The organism is Escherichia sp. KTE31, from assembly GCF_000407925.1.
GTDB classification, from domain to species: Bacteria; Pseudomonadota; Gammaproteobacteria; order Enterobacterales; family Enterobacteriaceae; genus Escherichia; species Escherichia ruysiae.
This window is the reverse complement of record NZ_KE136723.1, coordinates 648,910-667,535: the sequence shown is the minus strand read 5'-3', so window position 1 is coordinate 667,535 and position 18,626 is coordinate 648,910. Positions and strand designations below refer to the sequence as shown.

Below are 18,626 nucleotides of genomic sequence, written 5' to 3'. Positions count from 1 at the left end.
GGGAAAACTATTTCGCAACGTCGCGCTTGTGGCTAAAATAGCCGCCATTTTTCAGCTACTGGATAAGAATGTGACCGTATCTTCTCATCGCCTTGAACTGTTAAGTCCGGCACGCGATGCCGCCATTGCCCGCGAAGCTATTTTGCACGGTGCCGATGCTGTTTATATCGGCGGCCCTGGTTTTGGTGCCCGTCATAATGCCAGTAATAGCCTGAAAGATATTGCCGGGCTGGTGCCATTTGCCCATCGTTATGGTGCAAAAATTTTCGTCACGCTTAACACCATTTTGCATGACGATGAACTGGAACCGGCGCAGCGACTGATTACCGACCTTTACCAGACAGGCGTTGATGCACTGATCGTTCAGGATATGGGGATTCTGGAACTTGATATTCCGCCGATTGAACTACACGCCAGTACGCAGTGTGATATTCGCACTGTAGAGAAAGCGAAGTTTCTTTCGGACGTCGGTTTTACGCAGATTGTGCTGGCGCGTGAGCTTAATCTGGAGCAGATCCGCGCGATTCATCAGGCCACGGACGCGACCATTGAGTTCTTTATTCATGGTGCACTGTGCGTGGCATATTCCGGTCAGTGCTACATTTCTCATGCGCAAACAGGGCGTAGCGCCAACCGTGGTGATTGCTCCCAGGCGTGCCGTTTGCCATATACGTTGAAAGACGATCAGGGGCGGGTGGTTTCCTATGAAAAACATCTGCTGTCGATGAAAGATAACGATCAGACTGCCAACCTGGGCGCGTTGATTGATGCAGGTGTGCGTTCCTTCAAGATTGAAGGGCGTTACAAAGATATGAGCTACGTGAAGAATATCACCGCGCATTATCGCCAGATGCTGGATGCCATTATTGAAGAACGTGGCGATCTGGCGCGAGCTTCATCCGGTCGTACTGAACATTTCTTTGTTCCGTCGACGGAAAAAACCTTCCATCGTGGCAGTACAGACTACTTTGTTAACGCGCGTAAAGGCGATATTGGCGCGTTCGATTCACCGAAATTTATCGGCCTGCCGGTGGGTGAAGTATTGAAAGTGGCGAAAGATCATCTTGATGTTGAGGTGACCGAACCACTGGCTAACGGTGATGGCCTGAACGTGATGATTAAACGTGAAGTCGTCGGTTTTCGCGCCAATACGGTAGAAAAAACCGGGGAAAATCAGTACCGCGTCTGGCCAAATGAGATGCCAGCGGAGCTGCACAAAATTCGCCCACACCATCCGCTTAATCGCAACCTGGACCATAACTGGCAGCAGGCGCTGACCAAAACCTCCAGCGAACGTCGGGTGGCGGTAGACATTGAACTGGGCGGCTGGCAGGAACAATTGATTCTGACTCTGACCAGCGAAGAGGGCGTCAGTCTCACGCATACCCTGGACGGGCAGTTCGACGAGGCGAATAATGCCGAAAAAGCACTCAACAATCTGACCGAAGGATTGTCGAAGCTGGGGCAGACTATCTATTACGCTCGTAATGTACAAATTAACTTGCCGGGTGCGCTGTTTGTGCCAAACAGTCTGTTAAATCAGTTCCGCCGTGAGGCTGCTGAAATGCTGGATGCTGCGCGTCTTGCCAGTTATCAGCGCGGTAGTCGTAAACCGGTTGCTGACCCTGCGCCAGTTTATCCGCAAACGCATTTGAGTTTCCTCGCGAACGTTTACAACCAGAAAGCGCGTGAATTTTATCATCGCTATGGTGTGCAACTGATTGATGCTGCCTATGAAGCGCATGAAGAGAAGGGCGAAGTGCCGGTAATGATCACCAAGCACTGTCTGCGCTTTGCCTTCAATCTGTGTCCGAAGCAGGCGAAAGGCAATATCAAAAGCTGGAAAGCAACGCCAATGCAGCTGGTTAACGGTGATGAAGTGTTAACGCTGAAGTTTGATTGCCGCCCGTGTGAGATGCACGTTATCGGCAAAATCAAAAATCACATTCTGAAAATGCCGTTACCAGGGAGTGTTGTCGCCTCCGTAAGCCCGGATGAACTGATGAAAACATTGCCGAAGCGAAAAGGGTAAAAATGCAAGTTTTCAGGCCTTTTCGCAACTTATTGAATTTGCAGATATTACAGGCCGGGTAAGGCGTTCATACCGTATCCGGCAACAAACGACTCAACGCTGTCCCGCTTCTGGTTTGCGTGACTTTTGCCAGTAAAAATGCTCGCGCAAACCTTCTGCTGATTCTTCCGCAATGGCGCGCAATTCATCACTGTCCGCTTCATGACGCAGTTGATGATCCACATTTTTTACCCACAAAAATTCATGTCCTTTGTGTCCTGCCATCAACTGTCCAGAGAACAGCGCACACGTTAATAAGACAACCGATAACGCCTTCGTAAACATCCCGACACCTTTTTCTTACCTTTTGCCGCTATGATGCCGATAGTTTCTTGAGGTTATTATTCAGTTTTGCAAATTAGCGCAAAGAAATTCTGGAATCAGCCTTCCTGATTTTGCATCGCATTCTGCCGTTGCGGCGATTAAGTGCTATTTTCGAGCAAATTACACACGGAGGTAAACAATAATGTTTACTTTGTTGATATACTCAGCGGCAGGGAGGCGATGTGAAACAAAACGAGTTCAGACGTTGGCTCGAATCTCAGGGCGTCGATGTGGCGAATGGCAGCAACCATTTGAAACTCCGGTTTCGCGGGAGGCGCAGTGTCATGCCGCGTCACCCAAGCGATGAGATCAAAGAACCATTGCGTAAAGCCATTCTGAAACAACTCGGTTTGAGTTAATCGCCAGTTAAAAGGTTAATGACATGCGAGAGACAGTCGAAATTATGCGTTATCCCGTCACTCTTACACCCGCGCCGGAAGGCGGTTATGTGGTTTCTTTTGTGGATATTCCTGAAGCGTTGACTCAGGGAGAAACAGTCGCTGAAGCGATGGAGGCAGCAAAATATGCCTTAATCACCGCATTTGATTTTTATTTTGAAGACAACGAGCTTATCCCGTTACCTTCGCCATTAAATAATAACGATCACTTTATTGAAGTACCTTTAAGCGTCGCCTCTAAGATATTGCTGCTAAATGCTTTTTTGCAGTCAGAAATCACCCAGCAAGAGCTGGCGAAGCGAATTGGTAAACCTAAGCAGGAGATCACCCGCTTGTTTGATTTGCACCATGCGACAAAAATCGACGCCGTCCAGCTTGCGGCTAAAGCTCTGGGCAAAGAGTTATCGCTGGTGATGGTTTAATTACAGTTAACGAAAAGTTGTCATTTTTAACAACTGATATAGACTGCCGGATCATCTGCACATAAAAACGATCCGATAATGAAAAAATACCAGCAACTGGCAGAACAATTACGCGAGCAAATTGTGTCGGGCATCTGGCAACCCGGCGATCGTTTGCCTTCGTTGCGTGAACAGGTGGCGCTTTCTGGCATGAGCTTTATGACCGTCAGCCATGCCTATCAGTTGCTCGAAAGTCAGGGACATATTATCGCGCGACCGCAGTCGGGTTATTACGTTGCGCCACAGGCATTAAAATTGCCGAAAGCGCCAGTCATTCCGGTCACACGTGATGAAACGGTCGATATCAATACCTATATTTTTGACATGTTGCAGGCCAGTCGCGATCCTTCAGTGGTGCCGTTTGCGTCCGCTTTTCCCGATCCGCGCTTGTTTCCGCTTCAACAACTTAATCGCTCCCTGGCCCAGGTAAGCAAAACCGCAACGGCGATGAGCGTGATTGAAAACTTACCGCCAGGAAACGCAGAACTGCGGCAGGCTATTGCTCGTCGCTATGCTCTACAGGGCATCACAATTTCGCCCGATGAGATCGTCATCACCGCCGGGGCGCTGGAAGCACTAAATCTCAGTTTACAAGCGGTAACCGAACCGGGTGACTGGGTGATTGTCGAGAATCCTTGTTTCTACGGTGCGTTACAGGCGCTGGAGCGGCTAAGGCTGAAGGCGTTATCGGTGGCGACGGATGTTAACGAAGGGATCGACCTTCAGGCGCTTGAACTGGCGTTACAAGAGTATCCAGTGAAAGCGTGCTGGTTAATGACCAACAGCCAGAACCCGCTCGGTTTTACCTTAACGCTACAGAAAAAAGCACAGCTGGTAGAACTCCTTAGTCAGTACAACGTGATGCTAATTGAAGATGACGTCTACAGCGAACTTTACTTCGGACGGGAAAAACCGCTGCCCGCAAAAGCGTGGGATCGCCACGATGGCGTGCTGCATTGTTCATCATTCTCCAAATGCCTGGTGCCAGGTTTTCGCATCGGTTGGGTCGCCGCAGGAAAACATGCGCGTAAAATCCAACGTTTGCAGTTGATGAGTACACTTTCCACCAGTTCACCGATGCAGCTTGCCCTGGTGGATTACCTTTCTACACGCCGCTATGATGCGCATCTGCGTCGTCTACGTCGTCAGCTCGCGGAACGCAAACAACGCGCCTGGCAGGCGCTGCTGCGTTACCTGCCTGCGGAAGTGAAAATACACCATAACGACAGTGGTTATTTTCTCTGGCTGGAACTTCCCGAACCGTTAGATGCGGGAGAATTAAGTCTGGCGGCACTGGCGCATCACATCAGTATTGCGCCGGGTAAAATGTTTTCTACTGGCGAACGCTGGTCGCGTTTTTTCCGTTTTAATACCGCGTGGCAATGGGGAGAGCGTGAAGAGCAGGCAGTAAAAGAATTAGGCAAACTTATTCAAGAACATCTTAAGTAGCTTTCAATTTAATTCCTCTCAGGTTGGGTAATATGAATTTCGAATAGAAGCCATATTTCGTAACCCCTTGTCTATACTCCAGAAGATAGCTTCACAGACGGCATAATGCGCGTTAGCTCACAACCTGATTAAATTTTCTCAGGGGCGAAGGTGTGCCTGCAAGCCGCCGTCTATGGTTAAACAAGGAGATATTTTTACGGCACGGCGGCTGAACAATTAATTACGACAGGAGTAAGACCTTATGAGCAAGACATTTGCCCGCAGCAGCCTGTGTGCGCTCACCATGACAATAATGACTGCCCACGCCGCCGAGCCCCCCACCAATTTAGATAAATCGGAAGGGCGCCTGGATATAATCGCCTGGCCGGGATATATCGAACGCGGACAAACCGATAAACAATACGACTGGGTAACGCAATTCGAAAAAGAGACAGGTTGCGCGGTGAATGTGAAAACCGCCGCGACTTCCGATGAAATGGTCAGTCTGATGGCCAAAGGGGGTTACGATCTGGTTACGGCGTCCGGCGATGCCTCGCTGCGTTTGATTATGGGTAAACGTGTGCAGCCGATTAATACCGCCTTGATTCCCAACTGGAAAACGCTCGATCCGCGCGTGGTTAAAGGCGACTGGTTTAACGTTGGCGGCAAAGTTTACGGCACACCTTACCAATGGGGGCCGAACCTGCTGATGTACAACACTAAAACCTTCCCGACGCCGCCGGATAGCTGGCAAGTGGTTTTTGTTGAACAAAATCTGCAGGACGGCAAGAGCAATAAAGGCCGCGTTCAGGCTTATGATGGCCCTATCTACATTGCGGACGCTGCGTTGTTCGTTAAAGCCACTCAGCCGCAGTTGGGCATCAGCGATCCGTATCAACTCACCGAAGAACAGTATCAGGCGGTGCTGAAAGTGCTGCGCGATCAGCATGGGTTAATCCATCGCTACTGGCATGACACCACCGTACAAATGAGCGATTTCAAAAACGAGGGTGTCGTGGCTTCCAGTGCCTGGCCCTATCAGGCCAACGCGTTGAAAGCCGAAGGCCAACCGATCGCTACCGTATTCCCGAAAGAGGGCGTTACCGGCTGGGCCGACACCACCATGTTGCATAGCGAAGCGAAACATCCGGTTTGCGCCTACAAATGGATGAACTGGTCATTAACGCCAAAAGTGCAGGGCGATGTGGCGGCCTGGTTTGGCTCGTTGCCGGTAGTGCCGGAAGGATGTAAAGCCAGTCCGTTATTAGGCGAAAAAGGCTGTGAGACCAACGGTTTTAACTATTTCGATAAAATCGCCTTCTGGAAAACGCCTATAGCAGAAGGGGGCAAGTTTGTTCCCTACAGTCGCTGGACGCAGGATTACATTGCCATTATGGGCGGTCGCTAACTTCGCTGAGGTGTTTTATGACGTACGCAGTGGAGTTTGACAACGTCTCGCGGTTGTACGGTGACGTGCGCGCGGTAGATGGCGTCAGTATTGCGATAAAAGATGGTGAGTTCTTTTCAATGCTGGGGCCGTCCGGCTCCGGCAAAACGACCTGCCTGCGCCTGATTGCCGGATTCGAACAGCTTTCCGGCGGGGCGATCGCTATTCTTTGGTAAACCCGCCAGCAATCTGCCACCGTGGGAGCGGGATGTTAATACCGTTTTCCAGGACTATGCGCTGTTTCCCCATATGTCGATTCTCGATAATGTGGCCTACGGGCTGATGGTCAAAGGTGTGGAGAAAAAACAGCGTTACATCATGGCGCAAGAGGCGCTGGAAAAAGTGGCGCTGGGTTTTGTTCAGCAACGTAAGCCATCACAACTTTCTGGAGGCCAGCGCCAGCGGGTTGCTATCGCCAGAGCGTTAGTGAATGAACCGCGCGTATTATTGCTGGATGAACCACTCGGCGCGCTGGATCTCAAGTTGCGTGAGCAAATGCAGCTTGAGCTGAAAAAGCTGCAACAGTCTCTCGGCATTACGTTTATCTTCGTTACCCACGATCAGGGCGAGGCTTTATCAATGTCCGATCGTGTTGCGGTATTCAACAACGGTCGCATTGAGCAGGTCGATTCACCACGTGATCTCTATATGCGCCCGCGCACGCCGTTTGTTGCCGGATTCGTTGGGACATCAAATGTTTTTGATGCGCTGATGGCAGAGAAACTTTGCGGAATGATGGGGAGCTTCGCATTGCGCCCGGAACATATTCGCCTCAATACATCTGGCGAAGTGCAGGCTAATGGCACGATCCAGGCGGTGCAGTATCAGGGCGCGGCGACCCGTTTTGAACTGACACTGAGCGGCGGTGAAAAACTGCTGGTTAGTCAGGCCAATATGACGGGGGAAGAGCTCCCCGCTACGCTTACTCCAGGACAACAGGTGATGGTTTCCTGGGCGCGCGATGTGATGGTGCCGCTGGTTGAGGAGAGGTGAATGGCGATGAACGTATTGCAATCACCTTCACGTCCAGGTCTGGGCAAGGTGTCCGGTTTCTTCTGGCGGAATCCGGGGCTGGGGCTGTTTTTGCTGCTGCTTGGCCCGTTGATGTGGTTTGGCATCGTCTATTTCGGTTCGTTGTTGACGCTGTTATGGCAGGGCTTTTATACCTTTGATGATTTCACCATGTCGGTAACACCGGAACTGACGCTGGCGAATATCCGCGCGCTGTTTAATCCGGCCAATTACGACATCATTCTGCGCACGTTAACCATGGCAGTTGCTGTGACCATCGCCAGTGCTTTTCTGGCGTTTCCAATGGCGTGGTATATGGCGCGCTACACCAGCGGTAAGATGAAAGCGTTTTTTTACATCGCAGTAATGTTGCCGATGTGGGCGAGCTACATTGTCAAAGCCTATGCCTGGACGCTATTGCTGGCGAAAGATGGTGTGGCGCAGTGGTTTTTACAGCATTTGGGGTTGGAACCGTTATTAACTGCGTTCCTCACGCTACCGGCGGTGGGTGGTAATACGCTGTCAACTTCCGGGCTTGGGCGCTTTCTGGTGTTTCTCTATATCTGGCTACCGTTCATGATCCTGCCGGTACAGGCGGCGCTGGAGCGTTTGCCCTCGTCACTTTTGCAAGCCTCAGCGGATTTAGGCGCACGTCCACGGCAAACCTTTCGCTATGTGGTGTTGCCGCTGGCGATCCCTGGCATTGCAGCCGGGTCTATTTTTACCTTCTCGCTAACGCTGGGCGATTTTATTGTCCCGCAACTGGTTGGTCCGCCAGGGTATTTTATTGGCAACATGGTTTACTCGCAGCAAGGCGCGATTGGCAATATGCCGATGGCAGCAGCGTTCACCCTGGTGCCGATTGTTTTGATCGCACTGTACCTGGCGTTCGTGAAACGTCTGGGAGCGTTCGATGCACTCTGAACGCGCACCGTTTTTCCTCAAACTGGCGGCCTGGGGCGGCGTGGTTTTCCTCCATTTTCCCATCCTGATTATCGCGGCCTATGCTTTTAACACTGAAGATGCGGCGTTTAGTTTTCCACCGCAAGGTTTGACGCTGCACTGGTTTAGCGTGGCGGCACAGCGCAGTGATATTCTTGATGCCGTGACACTGTCACTTAAAGTGGCGACGCTGGCGACATTGATCGCGCTGGTGTTAGGGACGCTGGCAGCCGCCGCGCTCTGGCGACGAGACTTTTTCGGCAAAAACGCCATTTCGCTGTTACTGCTGCTGCCTATTGCGTTGCCGGGCATTGTCACAGGCCTGGCGTTATTAACCGCGTTTAAAACTATCAATCTGGAGCCAGGGTTTTTCACCATCGTAGTCGGTCATGCGACTTTTTGCGTAGTGGTGGTGTTTAACAATGTCATCGCCCGTTTTCGCCGTACCTCGTGGAGTCAGGTAGAGGCGTCAATGGATCTTGGGGCCAATGGCTGGCAAACCTTCCGCTACGTGGTGTTGCCGAATCTCAGTTCGGCGCTACTGGCAGGAGGAATGCTGGCATTTGCCTTGTCGTTCGATGAAATCATCGTTACGACTTTTACGGCAGGTCATGAACGAACGTTACCACTGTGGTTACTCAATCAGCTTGGGCGACCGCGTGATGTACCGGTAACCAACGTGGTGGCACTGCTGGTTATGTTGGTAACAACCTTGCCGATCCTGGGAGCCTGGTGGCTAACCCGCGAAGGCGACAATGGTCAATAACCACTGATACAGGAATATGCTATGCAACATAAGTTACTGATTAACGGAGAATTGGTTAGCGGCGAAGGGGAAAAACAGCCTGTCTATAATCCGGCAACGGGGGAAGTATTACTGGAGATTGCCGAGGCATCCGCAGAACAGGTGGATGCTGCTGTTCGCGCGGCAGATGCAGCATTTGCTGAATGGGGGCAAACCACGCCGAAAGCGCGTGCAGAATGCCTGCTGAAACTGGCGGATGTTATCGAAGAAAACGGTCAGGTTTTTGCCGAACTGGAGTCCCGTAACTGTGGCAAACCGCTGCATAGTGCGTTCAATGATGAAATTCCGGCGATTGTCGATGTCTTTCGCTTTTTCGCCGGAGCGGCGCGCTGCCTGAACGGTCTGGCGGCAGGCGAATATCTTGAAGGTCATACCTCGATGATCCGCCGCGATCCGTTGGGGGTTGTAGCCTCTATTGCACCGTGGAATTATCCGCTGATGATGGCTGCGTGGAAACTGGCTCCGGCGCTGGCGGCAGGGAACTGCGTAGTGCTTAAACCATCAGAAATTACCCCGCTGACAGCGTTGAAGTTGGCAGAACTGGCGAAAGATATCTTCCCGGCAGGCGTGATCAACGTACTGTTTGGCAGAGGCAAAACGGTGGGCGATCCGCTGACCGGTCATCCCAAAGTGCGGATGGTGTCGCTGACGGGGTCTATCGCCACTGGGGAGCACATCATCAGTCATACCGCACCGTCCATTAAGCGCACTCATATGGAACTTGGCGGTAAAGCGCCAGTGATTGTCTTTAATGATGCTGACATTGAAGCGGTTGTCGAAGGTGTGCGTACATTTGGCTATTACAATGCCGGGCAAGATTGTACTGCTGCCTGTCGTATCTACGCGCAAAAAGGCATTTACGACGTGCTGGTAGAAAAACTTGGTGCCGCAGTGGCAACGTTAAAATCAGGCGCGCCGGATGATGAATCCACAGAGCTTGGTCCTTTAAGTTCGCAGGCACATCTCGAACGCGTCAGCCGGGCGGTGGAAGAGGCGAAGGCGACGGGACACATTAAGGTGATCACCGGCGGTGAAAAACGGCAGGGTAATGGTTATTATTATGCGCCGACACTGCTGGCGGGTGCGTTACAAGAAGATGCCATCGTCCAAAGAGAGGTATTTGGGCCGGTAGTGAGCGTGACGGCTTTCGATAACGAAGAACAAGTGGTTAACTGGGCGAATGACAGCCAGTACGGGTTGGCCTCTTCGGTATGGACGAAAGATGTTGGTCGGGCGCATCGCGTCAGCGCGCGTCTGCAATATGGCTGCACCTGGGTTAATACCCATTTCATGCTGGTAAGTGAAATGCCGCACGGCGGGCAGAAACTCTCAGGCTATGGCAAAGATATGTCACTTTATGGGCTGGAAGATTACACCGTAGTACGCCACGTAATGGTTAAACATTAAGGATAATGTTGTAAATCTGGAGAGTGTGAGAAGATCTAACGCACTGTCAGAGAGTTGATTTTTCTCTGACAGTGCGTACTGCGTGCAATTTTGCTACATCAGATAAACCATCCAAATCTCATAGAGATAAGAGTAAACAACCCAACAGCAGCAAAGAGATTTATCAGCACTACAGTTCTACTGGAAACGTTCATTTTTGCCACCTTTTGTCATAGCCCTTATGTGTATAGTACGGGTTAAGAAAATCCGCAATCATACTTATTCTGAAGATGGACAAGAACATGCCGTAGGTTATTGAATTTATCTCAAATGGACTGAAAACTTGATATACATCAAGAAATGACGCATATTTGCGCGCGTTTTATTCATCTGGCTGGATGCCCGTACATGTCTCTTTTTCAATGTTTGCTTGTTTTTTATGCTGTCATGGCAGCAATCGCCTTTCTCATTACCTGGTTTCTTTCCCACGATAAGAAGAGCATTCGCTTTCTGAGCGCCTTTCTGGTGGGGATTACATGGCCGATGAGTTTTCCGGTGGCGCTACTGTTTTCTCTATTTTAAATCTCACTCGCTGGCTTGACGGCACAACGCAGACTTATATCATTTGGGTGAATCGATAAATTTCACAAGTGGCTGAGGAGAAAGTATGTCGCATCTGGATGAAGTCATCGCGCGCGTGGATGCCGCGATTGAGGAGAGCGTCATTGCCCATATGAACGAGTTGTTAATCGCCCTGAGCGATGACGCAGAGTTAAGCCGGGAAGATCGTTACACCCAGCAGCAGCGTTTGCGCACCGCAATTGCTCATCACGGTCGCAAGCATAAAGAAGATATGGAAGCGCGCCACGAACAGTTAACCAAAGGCGGCACCATCCTCTGATTAAAACGTGCGTCTGGCCACCAACCAGGCGCCAACTACCAATAAAACTGCCCCGCAAAATGGGCCAATCAGCGCCCGAAGTGGCACGCCATGACTGCGGAAAATATCCAGCACCAGACCACCAATAAGTTGACTGGCGACCAGTACAGCAATGGTCGTTGCCGCGCCAACATTCTGATATCCGCTGATACTGGCGAAAACAAAAAACGATCCCAACAAACCAGGGATTAGAGTCCACCAGCGCACGCTGGACACCAGTTCACCAAAGCCTGCTGTTCCTTGCCTAAACCACAAAATAGACACGAACAGCACAATCCCCACCAGTGAATTCAGCAGCATGGCGATGAGAATGGTAGAGGATGTCTGGGTGATGCGTACCATCAATGTGTTTTGCACCACAAGACCAATCCCGGCAGCGATCAAAAAGGCAAGGGTAAGCGACTGATTCATTCGAGTGAATCCGGTTCGCTACGATCGTCGAGTTGTAATTGCATAAAGGTGAGATCCAACCAGCGACCAAATTTAGTGCCTACCTGTGGCATTTGCGCTGTGACGACAAATCCCAGCGACTGGTGCAGATGCAACGACGCCTGATTTTGTGATTCTATGCCGGCAACCATCACATGCTTACCGCAGTTCTGCGCTTCATCAATCAACGCGCGCAACAATTTTCGCCCAAGACCTTTACCCTGATGATCCGGATGGACATAAACCGAATGTTCCACGGTATGGCGAAAACCGTCGAAACTACGCCAGTCACCAAACGAGGCATATCCTGTAACTACGCCATCTTCTTCGCTCACCAGCACCGGATAACCCGATAAAGTCCGTGCTTCAAACCAGGCAATGCGGTTATCTGTATCCACAGTCTGGTCGTTCCAGATAGCTGCCGTATGCAGTACAGCGTGGTTATAAATTTCCGCAATTGCAGCACAATCGGCTTTGCGGGCAGAACGGATGGACATCTTAAGCCTCGATAAAATAATGATGATGACGTTATCAATACTATCGAAAACAGCCCGAAGCAACGGATTCCTCGATGAAATTATTGCGTGTTGCAGAGGGGATGTGACGGCTGAAAACAAAACCAATCCAGTGAGCCTGCTACTATTGATGGATTCATGCCAAAAGCATAGGAGAGCATTATGGGGCAACAAAAGCAGCGTAATCGCCGTTGGGTTCTGGCGTCGCGTCCATACGGCGCGCCGGTTCCGGAGAATTTCCGTCTTGAAGAAGATGATGTCGCCACACCGGGTGAAGGACAGGTGTTATTACGCACGGTCTACCTGTCGTTGGATCCATATATGCGCGGGCGCATGAGCGATGAGCCATCTTATTCACCACCGGTTGATATTGGTGGCGTGATGGTCGGCGGCACGGTGAGTCGGGTGGTGGAATCTAATCATCCGGATTACCAGCCTGGCGACTGGGTGCTGGGTTACAGCGGTTGGCAGGATTACGACATATCCAGTGGCGATGATCTGGTGAAACTTGGCGATCATCCGGAAAATCCTTCGTGGTCACTGGGTGTGCTGGGAATGCCTGGCTTTACGGCTTATATGGGGCTGCTGGATATCGGTCAACCCAAAAAGGGAGAAACGCTGGTAGTTGCTGCAGCAACGGGGCCGGTTGGCGCGACAGTGGGGCAAATCGGCAAACTAAAAGGTTGCCGCGTGGTGGGTGTTGCCGGTGGCGCGGAAAAATGTCGTCATGCCATAGACGTTCTGGGTTTTGATGTTTGTCTTAATCATCACGCAGATGATTTTGCCGAACAACTGGCGAAAGCGTGTCCGAAAGGCGTGGACATCTATTATGAAAACGTTGGTGGAAAGGTGTTTGATGCGGTGCTGCCTTTACTCAATACATCCGCGCGTATTCCCGTTTGCGGTTTAGTGAGCGGTTATAACTCCACCAAACTGCCTTCCGGGCCGGATCGTTTACCGCTACTTATGGCTACGGTGCTGAAAAAACGTATTCGCCTGCAAGGGTTTATTATTAGTCAGGATTATGGTCATCGCATCCATGAGCTCCAGCAAGAGATGGGGCAATGGGTGAAGGAGGGGAAAATTCACTATCGTGAACAAATTACCGATGGTTTAGAAAACGCCCCGCAGACATTTATCGGCCTGCTGAATGGTAAAAACTTCGGCAAAGTCGTGATCCGTGTTGCGGATGATGATTAACATTTCAGGTGGCGGCATTCTTGCCGCCACTAATGAATATTATTCAAATCGCCATGCGAGATTTACGCCTACACCATAATTCCGCCCAGGCGCAGGCTCGTAATATCGACCATTCGATTCATTAACAATCACCGAGCCGACATATCCTTTATCGAATAAATTATCGACACGACCAAATAAATCTATTGTCATATTACGGTAATTATATTTATAGCCGGTGAACAAACCGACGAGAGTGTAAGAGGGCGCTTTTGCCGTATTCTCGTCATCCGCCATGATATCGCCCATATAACGTGCTTCTGTGCCTGCATACCAGCCTTCTTCTGGCACATAACCTAACGACGCAAAGCCCATATTGCGGGCGATCCCGGGCATTCGGTTACCATTACAGTCCTGAGCGTTACAAACATTGCTGCGATAAGTTGCGTCAAGCCACGTCCACGACGCTTTCACACGGAAATCTCCGGCAAAACGCTGATCCCACGCCAGCTCGGCCCCCTGACGACGCGTCTTCCCGGCATTTTTATAAGTGGTACGCCCGCCGCTACTGCTATCAACAACGATTTCATCATCGGTATCGGTCTGGAATAACGCAGCGGTAAACAAGCCATCGCCGATACGCGTTTTACTGCCGATTTCGATTGTGTCGTTGGTGGACGGTTTTAAACCAAAGTTCATACCGCCTTGCCCATCAGCACGGTAAGAAAGCTCGTTAATGGTTGGTGTTTCAAAACCGCGCCCGGCTGCCAGATAGACATTCCAGGCATCGGTCATGGCGTATTTCAACGATCCCGCAGGAAGCCATTTGTGATAACTGGCATCACCGCTGTCATCACCATTGCCGGGGGTAACGTAATGATCGTTAGAATCAAACCACACGGAGCTGTAGCGCACGCCAGCATCCAGCGACAGTTTGTCGGTTAGTTGCCACTGGGTTTGTAAATAGGGATCGACGTTCCACATCAGATTGCGTTCGTCGCGACGCAAATCACCTTTTTGCCCGTACTCCGGCACGCCGTTATTAAGGCGGAAGTTATTGTAACCCTTTCGGTTTTCACTCATGTTTTCATAGTTCAGGCCAGTAGTGAAAGTGACCGGAACACCCAGTTCGCCACGATGTGTCCAGCGACTGTCTATACCCTGGTAATGACGTTGCAGGGTAATAACACCGCCTGCATGTGACGGGTTAAGCTGCGGGGTCATCGGGATCGACTGATACTGGGTCGTTTCCCGTTCGCCTGCGTACATCATCACGCTCATCTCATCCTGCGCGCTAAGGCTGCGCTCGTAGCGTAATCCAGCCTGAGTTTGTTTGATGGTTTTACGCGTGTCGTACTGTTCAGCACGAGGCGCTTGTTGCGGATTCGCTTTCCATTCTGCTTCGGTCAACCCACCAGGGTCATCGGCTTTGATGTCCACACTGTTGAAAATCAGGTTTAACTTACTGGCGTCATCAATGCGTACGCCCAGTCTGGCATTGGCTAAATTTTTCTGTGCGCCGCTATGGTCACGATAGCCGTGAGTTGTAAAACGCGTGGTCGAAACGGTGTAATCAACATCGCCAGGTTGGGTACCGTCGCCCATTGCGCCCGTCGCTTTCAGTCCATAGCGCCAGCTACCATAACTGCCATAGTAACTGCTGGCTTCAATAGTTGGTGGCTGTTCGCCGGTTTGTGTGGTGACGTTCATTACGCCGCCAGACGCATTGCCATACAGGGCAGAGAAGGGGCCTCGTAGCACTTCCACGTTTTGCACACTGCTTAAATCGATATTAGACGTTTGCCCTTGTCCGTCAGGCATAGTGGCGGGAATGCCATCAACATACAGGCGAATACCGCGAATACCGTAAGTGGAACGGGAACCAAATCCGCGAATAGACAGTTGGAGATCCTGCGCATAGTTCTGCCGGTTTTGTACCTGCAAACCAGGCACACTGGTCAGTGATTCAGACAAATTAATGCGCGGCGTTGCCAGACGCATCTCCTCGCCATCGACCACGCTTACCGCAGAGGGTGTGTCCAGTTCAGAAACTACCTGCGGCGCGGCACTAACAATCATGGTTTGTTCATTAGCGGCAAAAGTTGAAGGAGAAAGGAGAATCAGTGCGGGCAAAACGGTCTGTCGGACGGAAAAGATCTTCATGAAAAAAGCCAGGTTAAGAATGGGAAAACACCGTCATGGTAATGAATTTGTAAATTTATAGAAAACAAAACGGCACAATACGTTAATCAATTGGGAAAATTGTAGTCGTAGCGACAAGAAATGCTCCACATTTGAGAAAATAATGATTACCATTCCCATTTATAACAAGGGCGTAACGAAGATTATGCTCAACGAAGCATTGTGAAGCAGCTATAAATCGGTTCATCAAAGGGAGTCGTCATGCATTTACGTCATCTGTTTTCATCGCGCCTGCGTGGTTCGCTACTGTTAGGTTCATTGCTCGTTGCTTCATCATTCAGTACGCAGGCAGCGGAAGAAATGCTGCGTAAAGCGGTAGGTAAAGGTGCCTACGAAATGGCTTATAGCCAGCAGGAAAACGCGCTGTGGCTCGCCACATCGCAAAGCCGCAAACTGGACAAAGGCGGTGTGGTTTATCGTCTCGATCCGGTGACTCTGGAAGTCACTCAGGCAATTCATAACGATCTCAAGCCGTTTGGCGCCACTATCAACAACGCGACTCAAACGTTGTGGTTTGGTAACACAGTAAACAGTGCGGTCACGGCAATTGATGCCAAAACGGGCGAAGTGAAAGGGCGTCTGGTACTGGACGATCGCAAACGTACAGAAGAAGTGCGTCCGCTACAGCCGCGTGAGCTGGTTGCTGATGATGCTACGAACACTGTTTACATCAGCGGTATTGGGAAAGAGAGTGTGATTTGGGTGGTTGATGGCGAGAATATCAAACTGAAAACTGCCATCCAGAACACCGGTAAAATGAGTACCGGTCTGGCGCTGGATAGCAAAGGCAAACGTCTTTACACCACTAACGCTGACGGCGAATTGATTACCATCGACACCGCCGACAATAAAATCCTGAGCCGTAAAAAGCTGCTGGATGATGGCAAAGAGCATTTCTTTATCAACATCAGTCTCGATACTGCCAACCAGCGAGCATTTATCACTGACTCCAAAGCGGCAGAAGTGTTAGTGGTCGATACCCGTAACGGCAATATTCTGGCGAAGGTAGCGGCACCGGAATCACTGGCTGTATTGTTTAACCCGGCGCGTAATGAAGCCTACGTGACGCATCGGCAGGCGGGGAAAGTCAGTGTGATTGACGCGAAAAACTACAAAGTGGTGAAAACGTTCGACACGCCGACCCATCCTAACAGCCTGGCGCTTTCTGCCGATGGCAAAACGCTGTATGTCAGCGTGAAGCAAAAATCGACTAAACAGCAAGAAGCCACTCAGCCGGACGATGTGATTCGTATTGCGCTGTAACAGACACAGACATGGAGGAGTTTGTCTTTCGTAGGCCGGATGCGGCGCAAGCGCTGCATTCGGCAAGCGGAGCACCTCGTCAGCAATATGAATATGCCCGGCTCGTAGCCGGGCACATTTTGCAATTAACCCGCCGTCTCAGGTTTAAACACAATTTCCTGTTTTTCTTCTTCGACTACCGGCGCAGTGCTGTGAATTTCGGCAACGCGTTTGCGTACACCAAACCAACCCACAACCAGCAGAATACCGATAATCGGCAGCGCCGCGATGGTGTAAGTCCCGTTCGGGTAATCGAATGCCATCAGCACCAGCACACTCAGTAAAAACAGTAATGTCAGCCAGGACGTGAAGGGCGCACCAGGCAGTTTAAAACTGACATCCGCTGCTTTACCTTCTTTGATGGCTTTACGCAGGCGCATCTGACAAACAATGATAAACGCCCAGGAGGCGATAATTCCCAATGACGCGAAGTTCAGGACAATCTCAAATACGCGCGACGGCACCAGATAATTGAGGAATACGCCAACGACATACACAACCAGCGTCGCCAGAATCCCGGCGTACGGCACATGCTGGCGACTCATCTTCGCCATAAAACCCGGCGCAGATCCGCCCATCGCCATCGAACGCAGAATACGCCCGGTGCAGTAGAGGCCAGAGTTCAGACTGGAGAGCGCGGCGGTCAGCACCACAATGTTCATGATGCTGCCAATGTACGGCACACCGAGTTTAGAGAAGAAGGTCACAAAAGGACTTTGACCGGCCTGATAGGCGCTCCACGGCAGTAACATGACCAGCAACACGACAGAACCGACATAAAACAGGCCAATACGCCAAATCACGCTGTTAATTGCTTTTGGCACCATAGTCTGCGGATCTTTACATTCTCCGGCGGCAGTTCCGACCATTTCGATGGAGGCAAAAGCAAATACCACGCCCTGAATTAACACCAGCGCAGGCAGCAAACCGTGCGGGAAAAAGCCACCATTATCGGTAATTAAATGAAAGCCAGTGGTGTTGCCATCCAGCGGCTGACCGCTACCGAGGAACACTGTACCCACGACCAAAAAGGTCACAATGGCGAGCACTTTAATCAGCGCAAACCAGAACTCCATCTCTGCGAACCATTTCACACCAATCATATTCATGGTGCCAACGATGGTCAGCGCAGCGAGCGCAAATACCCATTGCGGCACGCCGCCAAACGCGCCCCAGTAATGCATATACAGTGCGACGGCGGTGATATCGACAATCCCCGTCATCGCCCAGTTGATGAAGTACATCCAGCCGGCAACATAAGCGGCTTTCTCACCCAAAAACTCACGGGCATAAGAGACAAAACTACCACTGGAAGGGCGATGTAATACCAACTCACCCAACGCACGCAAAATAAAAAACGAAAACAGGCCGCAGATTAAATAAACCAGTGCCAGTGCCGGGCCGGCCATTTGCAGTCGGGCACCTGCACCTAAAAACAAACCAGTCCCAATCGCGCCGCCAATGGCGATCATCTGCACCTGACGATTGCCCATCGCTTTGTGATAACCCTCTTCGTGGGCATTAAGCCAGCGGCGTTTCGCGGCGTGTTGATCTGAAGTGTCGGTGTCGTGTTTACTCATTGCTCTCCCTGATTGCTTCGTTGAAAAAGTCTTATAAGTCGCCATGAACAATGTTTATTCATCCTGGCGATGACAGTTATCACCATTATTCTTTATGGGTATAAAACTATCGGCGCAGCATCCTACCTGTTATCGATAAACGATGCAAAATATCCCCTTACAAGTTGAGTGGGGATTAAAAGGATTGCTGAAAAAATGACAAATCT

Annotated in this window: 18 protein-coding genes and 1 pseudogene; 13 read left to right on the top strand and 6 right to left on the bottom strand. The window is 50.7% G+C overall.

The features are described from left to right. Positions 1 to 70 precede the first annotated feature (70 nt). Positions 71 to 2,032, top strand: coding sequence for a 23S rRNA 5-hydroxycytidine C2501 synthase (gene rlhA / locus WES_RS10200; RefSeq protein WP_016158302.1), 1,962 nt, complete (start codon positions 71 to 73; stop codon positions 2,030 to 2,032). Positions 2,033 to 2,125: 93 nt separating this feature from the next. On the opposite strand, the gene WES_RS0121435 is transcribed toward rlhA, so the two are convergent. Then, positions 2,126 to 2,356: a YncJ family protein gene (locus WES_RS0121435; RefSeq protein ID WP_016158301.1), complete on the bottom strand. Its 231-nt coding sequence runs from the start codon at positions 2,354 to 2,356 to the stop codon at positions 2,126 to 2,128. Between the two features lie 221 nt (positions 2,357 to 2,577). Between WES_RS0121435 and hicA the strand changes: the two genes are divergently transcribed. From hicA to patD, 8 genes and pseudogenes are all read left to right on the top strand, one after another. Further along, entirely contained in the window at positions 2,578 to 2,754 is a 177-nt protein-coding gene (gene hicA / locus WES_RS10205) for a type II toxin-antitoxin system mRNA interferase toxin HicA (protein WP_000812246.1), read from the top strand. Positions 2,755 to 2,798: 44 nt separating this feature from the next. Next, on the top strand, positions 2,799 to 3,215 hold the full coding sequence (hicB, locus tag WES_RS10210; RefSeq protein ID WP_077637347.1) for a type II toxin-antitoxin system antitoxin HicB: 417 nt from the start codon (positions 2,799 to 2,801) through the stop codon (positions 3,213 to 3,215). Positions 3,216 to 3,293: 78 nt separating this feature from the next. Continuing rightward, positions 3,294 to 4,703, top strand: coding sequence for an aminotransferase-like domain-containing protein (locus WES_RS10215; RefSeq protein WP_016158299.1), 1,410 nt, complete (start codon positions 3,294 to 3,296; stop codon positions 4,701 to 4,703). A 241-nt stretch (positions 4,704 to 4,944) separates the two neighbouring features. Next, the gene (gene ydcS, locus WES_RS10220) at positions 4,945 to 6,090 is read left to right on the top strand and encodes a putative ABC transporter substrate-binding protein YdcS (RefSeq protein WP_016235210.1); all 1,146 of its coding nucleotides are present in this window, start codon (positions 4,945 to 4,947) and stop codon (positions 6,088 to 6,090) included. Positions 6,091 to 6,107: 17 nt separating this feature from the next. Then, positions 6,108 to 7,122: pseudogene (locus WES_RS0121430) on the top strand (ABC transporter ATP-binding protein). After that, entirely contained in the window at positions 7,123 to 8,064 is a 942-nt protein-coding gene (locus tag WES_RS10225; protein WP_001251309.1) for an ABC transporter permease, read from the top strand. Continuing rightward, positions 8,054 to 8,848, top strand: coding sequence for an ABC transporter permease (locus WES_RS10230; RefSeq protein ID WP_016158294.1), 795 nt, complete (start codon positions 8,054 to 8,056; stop codon positions 8,846 to 8,848). The genes WES_RS10225 and WES_RS10230 overlap by 11 nt, the downstream gene beginning before the upstream one ends. 21 nt (positions 8,849 to 8,869) lie before the next feature. Then, complete coding sequence (gene patD, locus WES_RS10235) at positions 8,870 to 10,294, top strand: aminobutyraldehyde dehydrogenase (RefSeq protein ID WP_001163916.1); 1,425 nt, start codon at positions 8,870 to 8,872, stop codon at positions 10,292 to 10,294. A 98-nt stretch (positions 10,295 to 10,392) separates the two neighbouring features. Here patD and yncL read toward each other — a convergent pair whose 3' ends face one another. Beyond that, a complete protein-coding gene (yncL, locus tag WES_RS22690) occupies positions 10,393 to 10,488 on the bottom strand; it encodes a stress response membrane protein YncL (protein WP_071598995.1) in 96 nt (31 codons plus the stop codon). A 193-nt stretch (positions 10,489 to 10,681) separates the two neighbouring features. Here yncL and WES_RS10240 point away from each other — a divergent pair, with 193 nt between their 5' ends. Together WES_RS10240 and ydcY are read left to right on the top strand one after the other, a co-directional pair. Continuing rightward, positions 10,682 to 10,855: a GhoT/OrtT family toxin gene (locus WES_RS10240; RefSeq protein ID WP_000051844.1), complete on the top strand. Its 174-nt coding sequence runs from the start codon at positions 10,682 to 10,684 to the stop codon at positions 10,853 to 10,855. Positions 10,856 to 10,940: 85 nt separating this feature from the next. Next, entirely contained in the window at positions 10,941 to 11,174 is a 234-nt protein-coding gene (gene ydcY, locus WES_RS10245) for a DUF2526 family protein YdcY (protein WP_000018633.1), read from the top strand. Here the strand turns inward: ydcY and WES_RS10250 are convergent, their stop codons facing one another. Both WES_RS10250 and WES_RS10255 read right to left on the bottom strand, forming a co-directional pair. Next, a complete protein-coding gene (locus tag WES_RS10250; protein WP_016158293.1) occupies positions 11,175 to 11,624 on the bottom strand; it encodes a DMT family transporter in 450 nt (149 codons plus the stop codon). Beyond that, on the bottom strand, positions 11,621 to 12,139 hold the full coding sequence (locus tag WES_RS10255) for a GNAT family N-acetyltransferase (protein WP_000027830.1): 519 nt from the start codon (positions 12,137 to 12,139) through the stop codon (positions 11,621 to 11,623). The genes WES_RS10250 and WES_RS10255 overlap by 4 nt, the downstream gene beginning before the upstream one ends. 180 nt (positions 12,140 to 12,319) lie before the next feature. Between WES_RS10255 and curA the strand changes: the two genes are divergently transcribed. Next, positions 12,320 to 13,357: an NADPH-dependent curcumin/dihydrocurcumin reductase gene (gene curA, locus WES_RS10260; protein WP_016158292.1), complete on the top strand. Its 1,038-nt coding sequence runs from the start codon at positions 12,320 to 12,322 to the stop codon at positions 13,355 to 13,357. A gap of 39 nt (positions 13,358 to 13,396) precedes the next feature. Here curA and pqqU read toward each other — a convergent pair whose 3' ends face one another. Then, entirely contained in the window at positions 13,397 to 15,499 is a 2,103-nt protein-coding gene (gene pqqU / locus WES_RS10265; RefSeq protein ID WP_016235209.1) for a TonB-dependent receptor PqqU, read from the bottom strand. Between the two features lie 240 nt (positions 15,500 to 15,739). Between pqqU and WES_RS10270 the strand changes: the two genes are divergently transcribed. After that, complete coding sequence (locus WES_RS10270) at positions 15,740 to 16,801, top strand: 7-bladed beta-propeller protein YncE (RefSeq protein ID WP_000550658.1); 1,062 nt, start codon at positions 15,740 to 15,742, stop codon at positions 16,799 to 16,801. Positions 16,802 to 16,926: 125 nt separating this feature from the next. On the opposite strand, the gene ansP is transcribed toward WES_RS10270, so the two are convergent. Then, positions 16,927 to 18,420 carry an L-asparagine permease gene (gene ansP, locus WES_RS10275; protein ID WP_000033724.1) on the bottom strand — a complete coding sequence of 498 codons (1,494 nt, stop codon included), beginning with the start codon at positions 18,418 to 18,420 and terminating at the stop codon, positions 16,927 to 16,929. Positions 18,421 to 18,626: the final 206 nt, after the last annotated feature.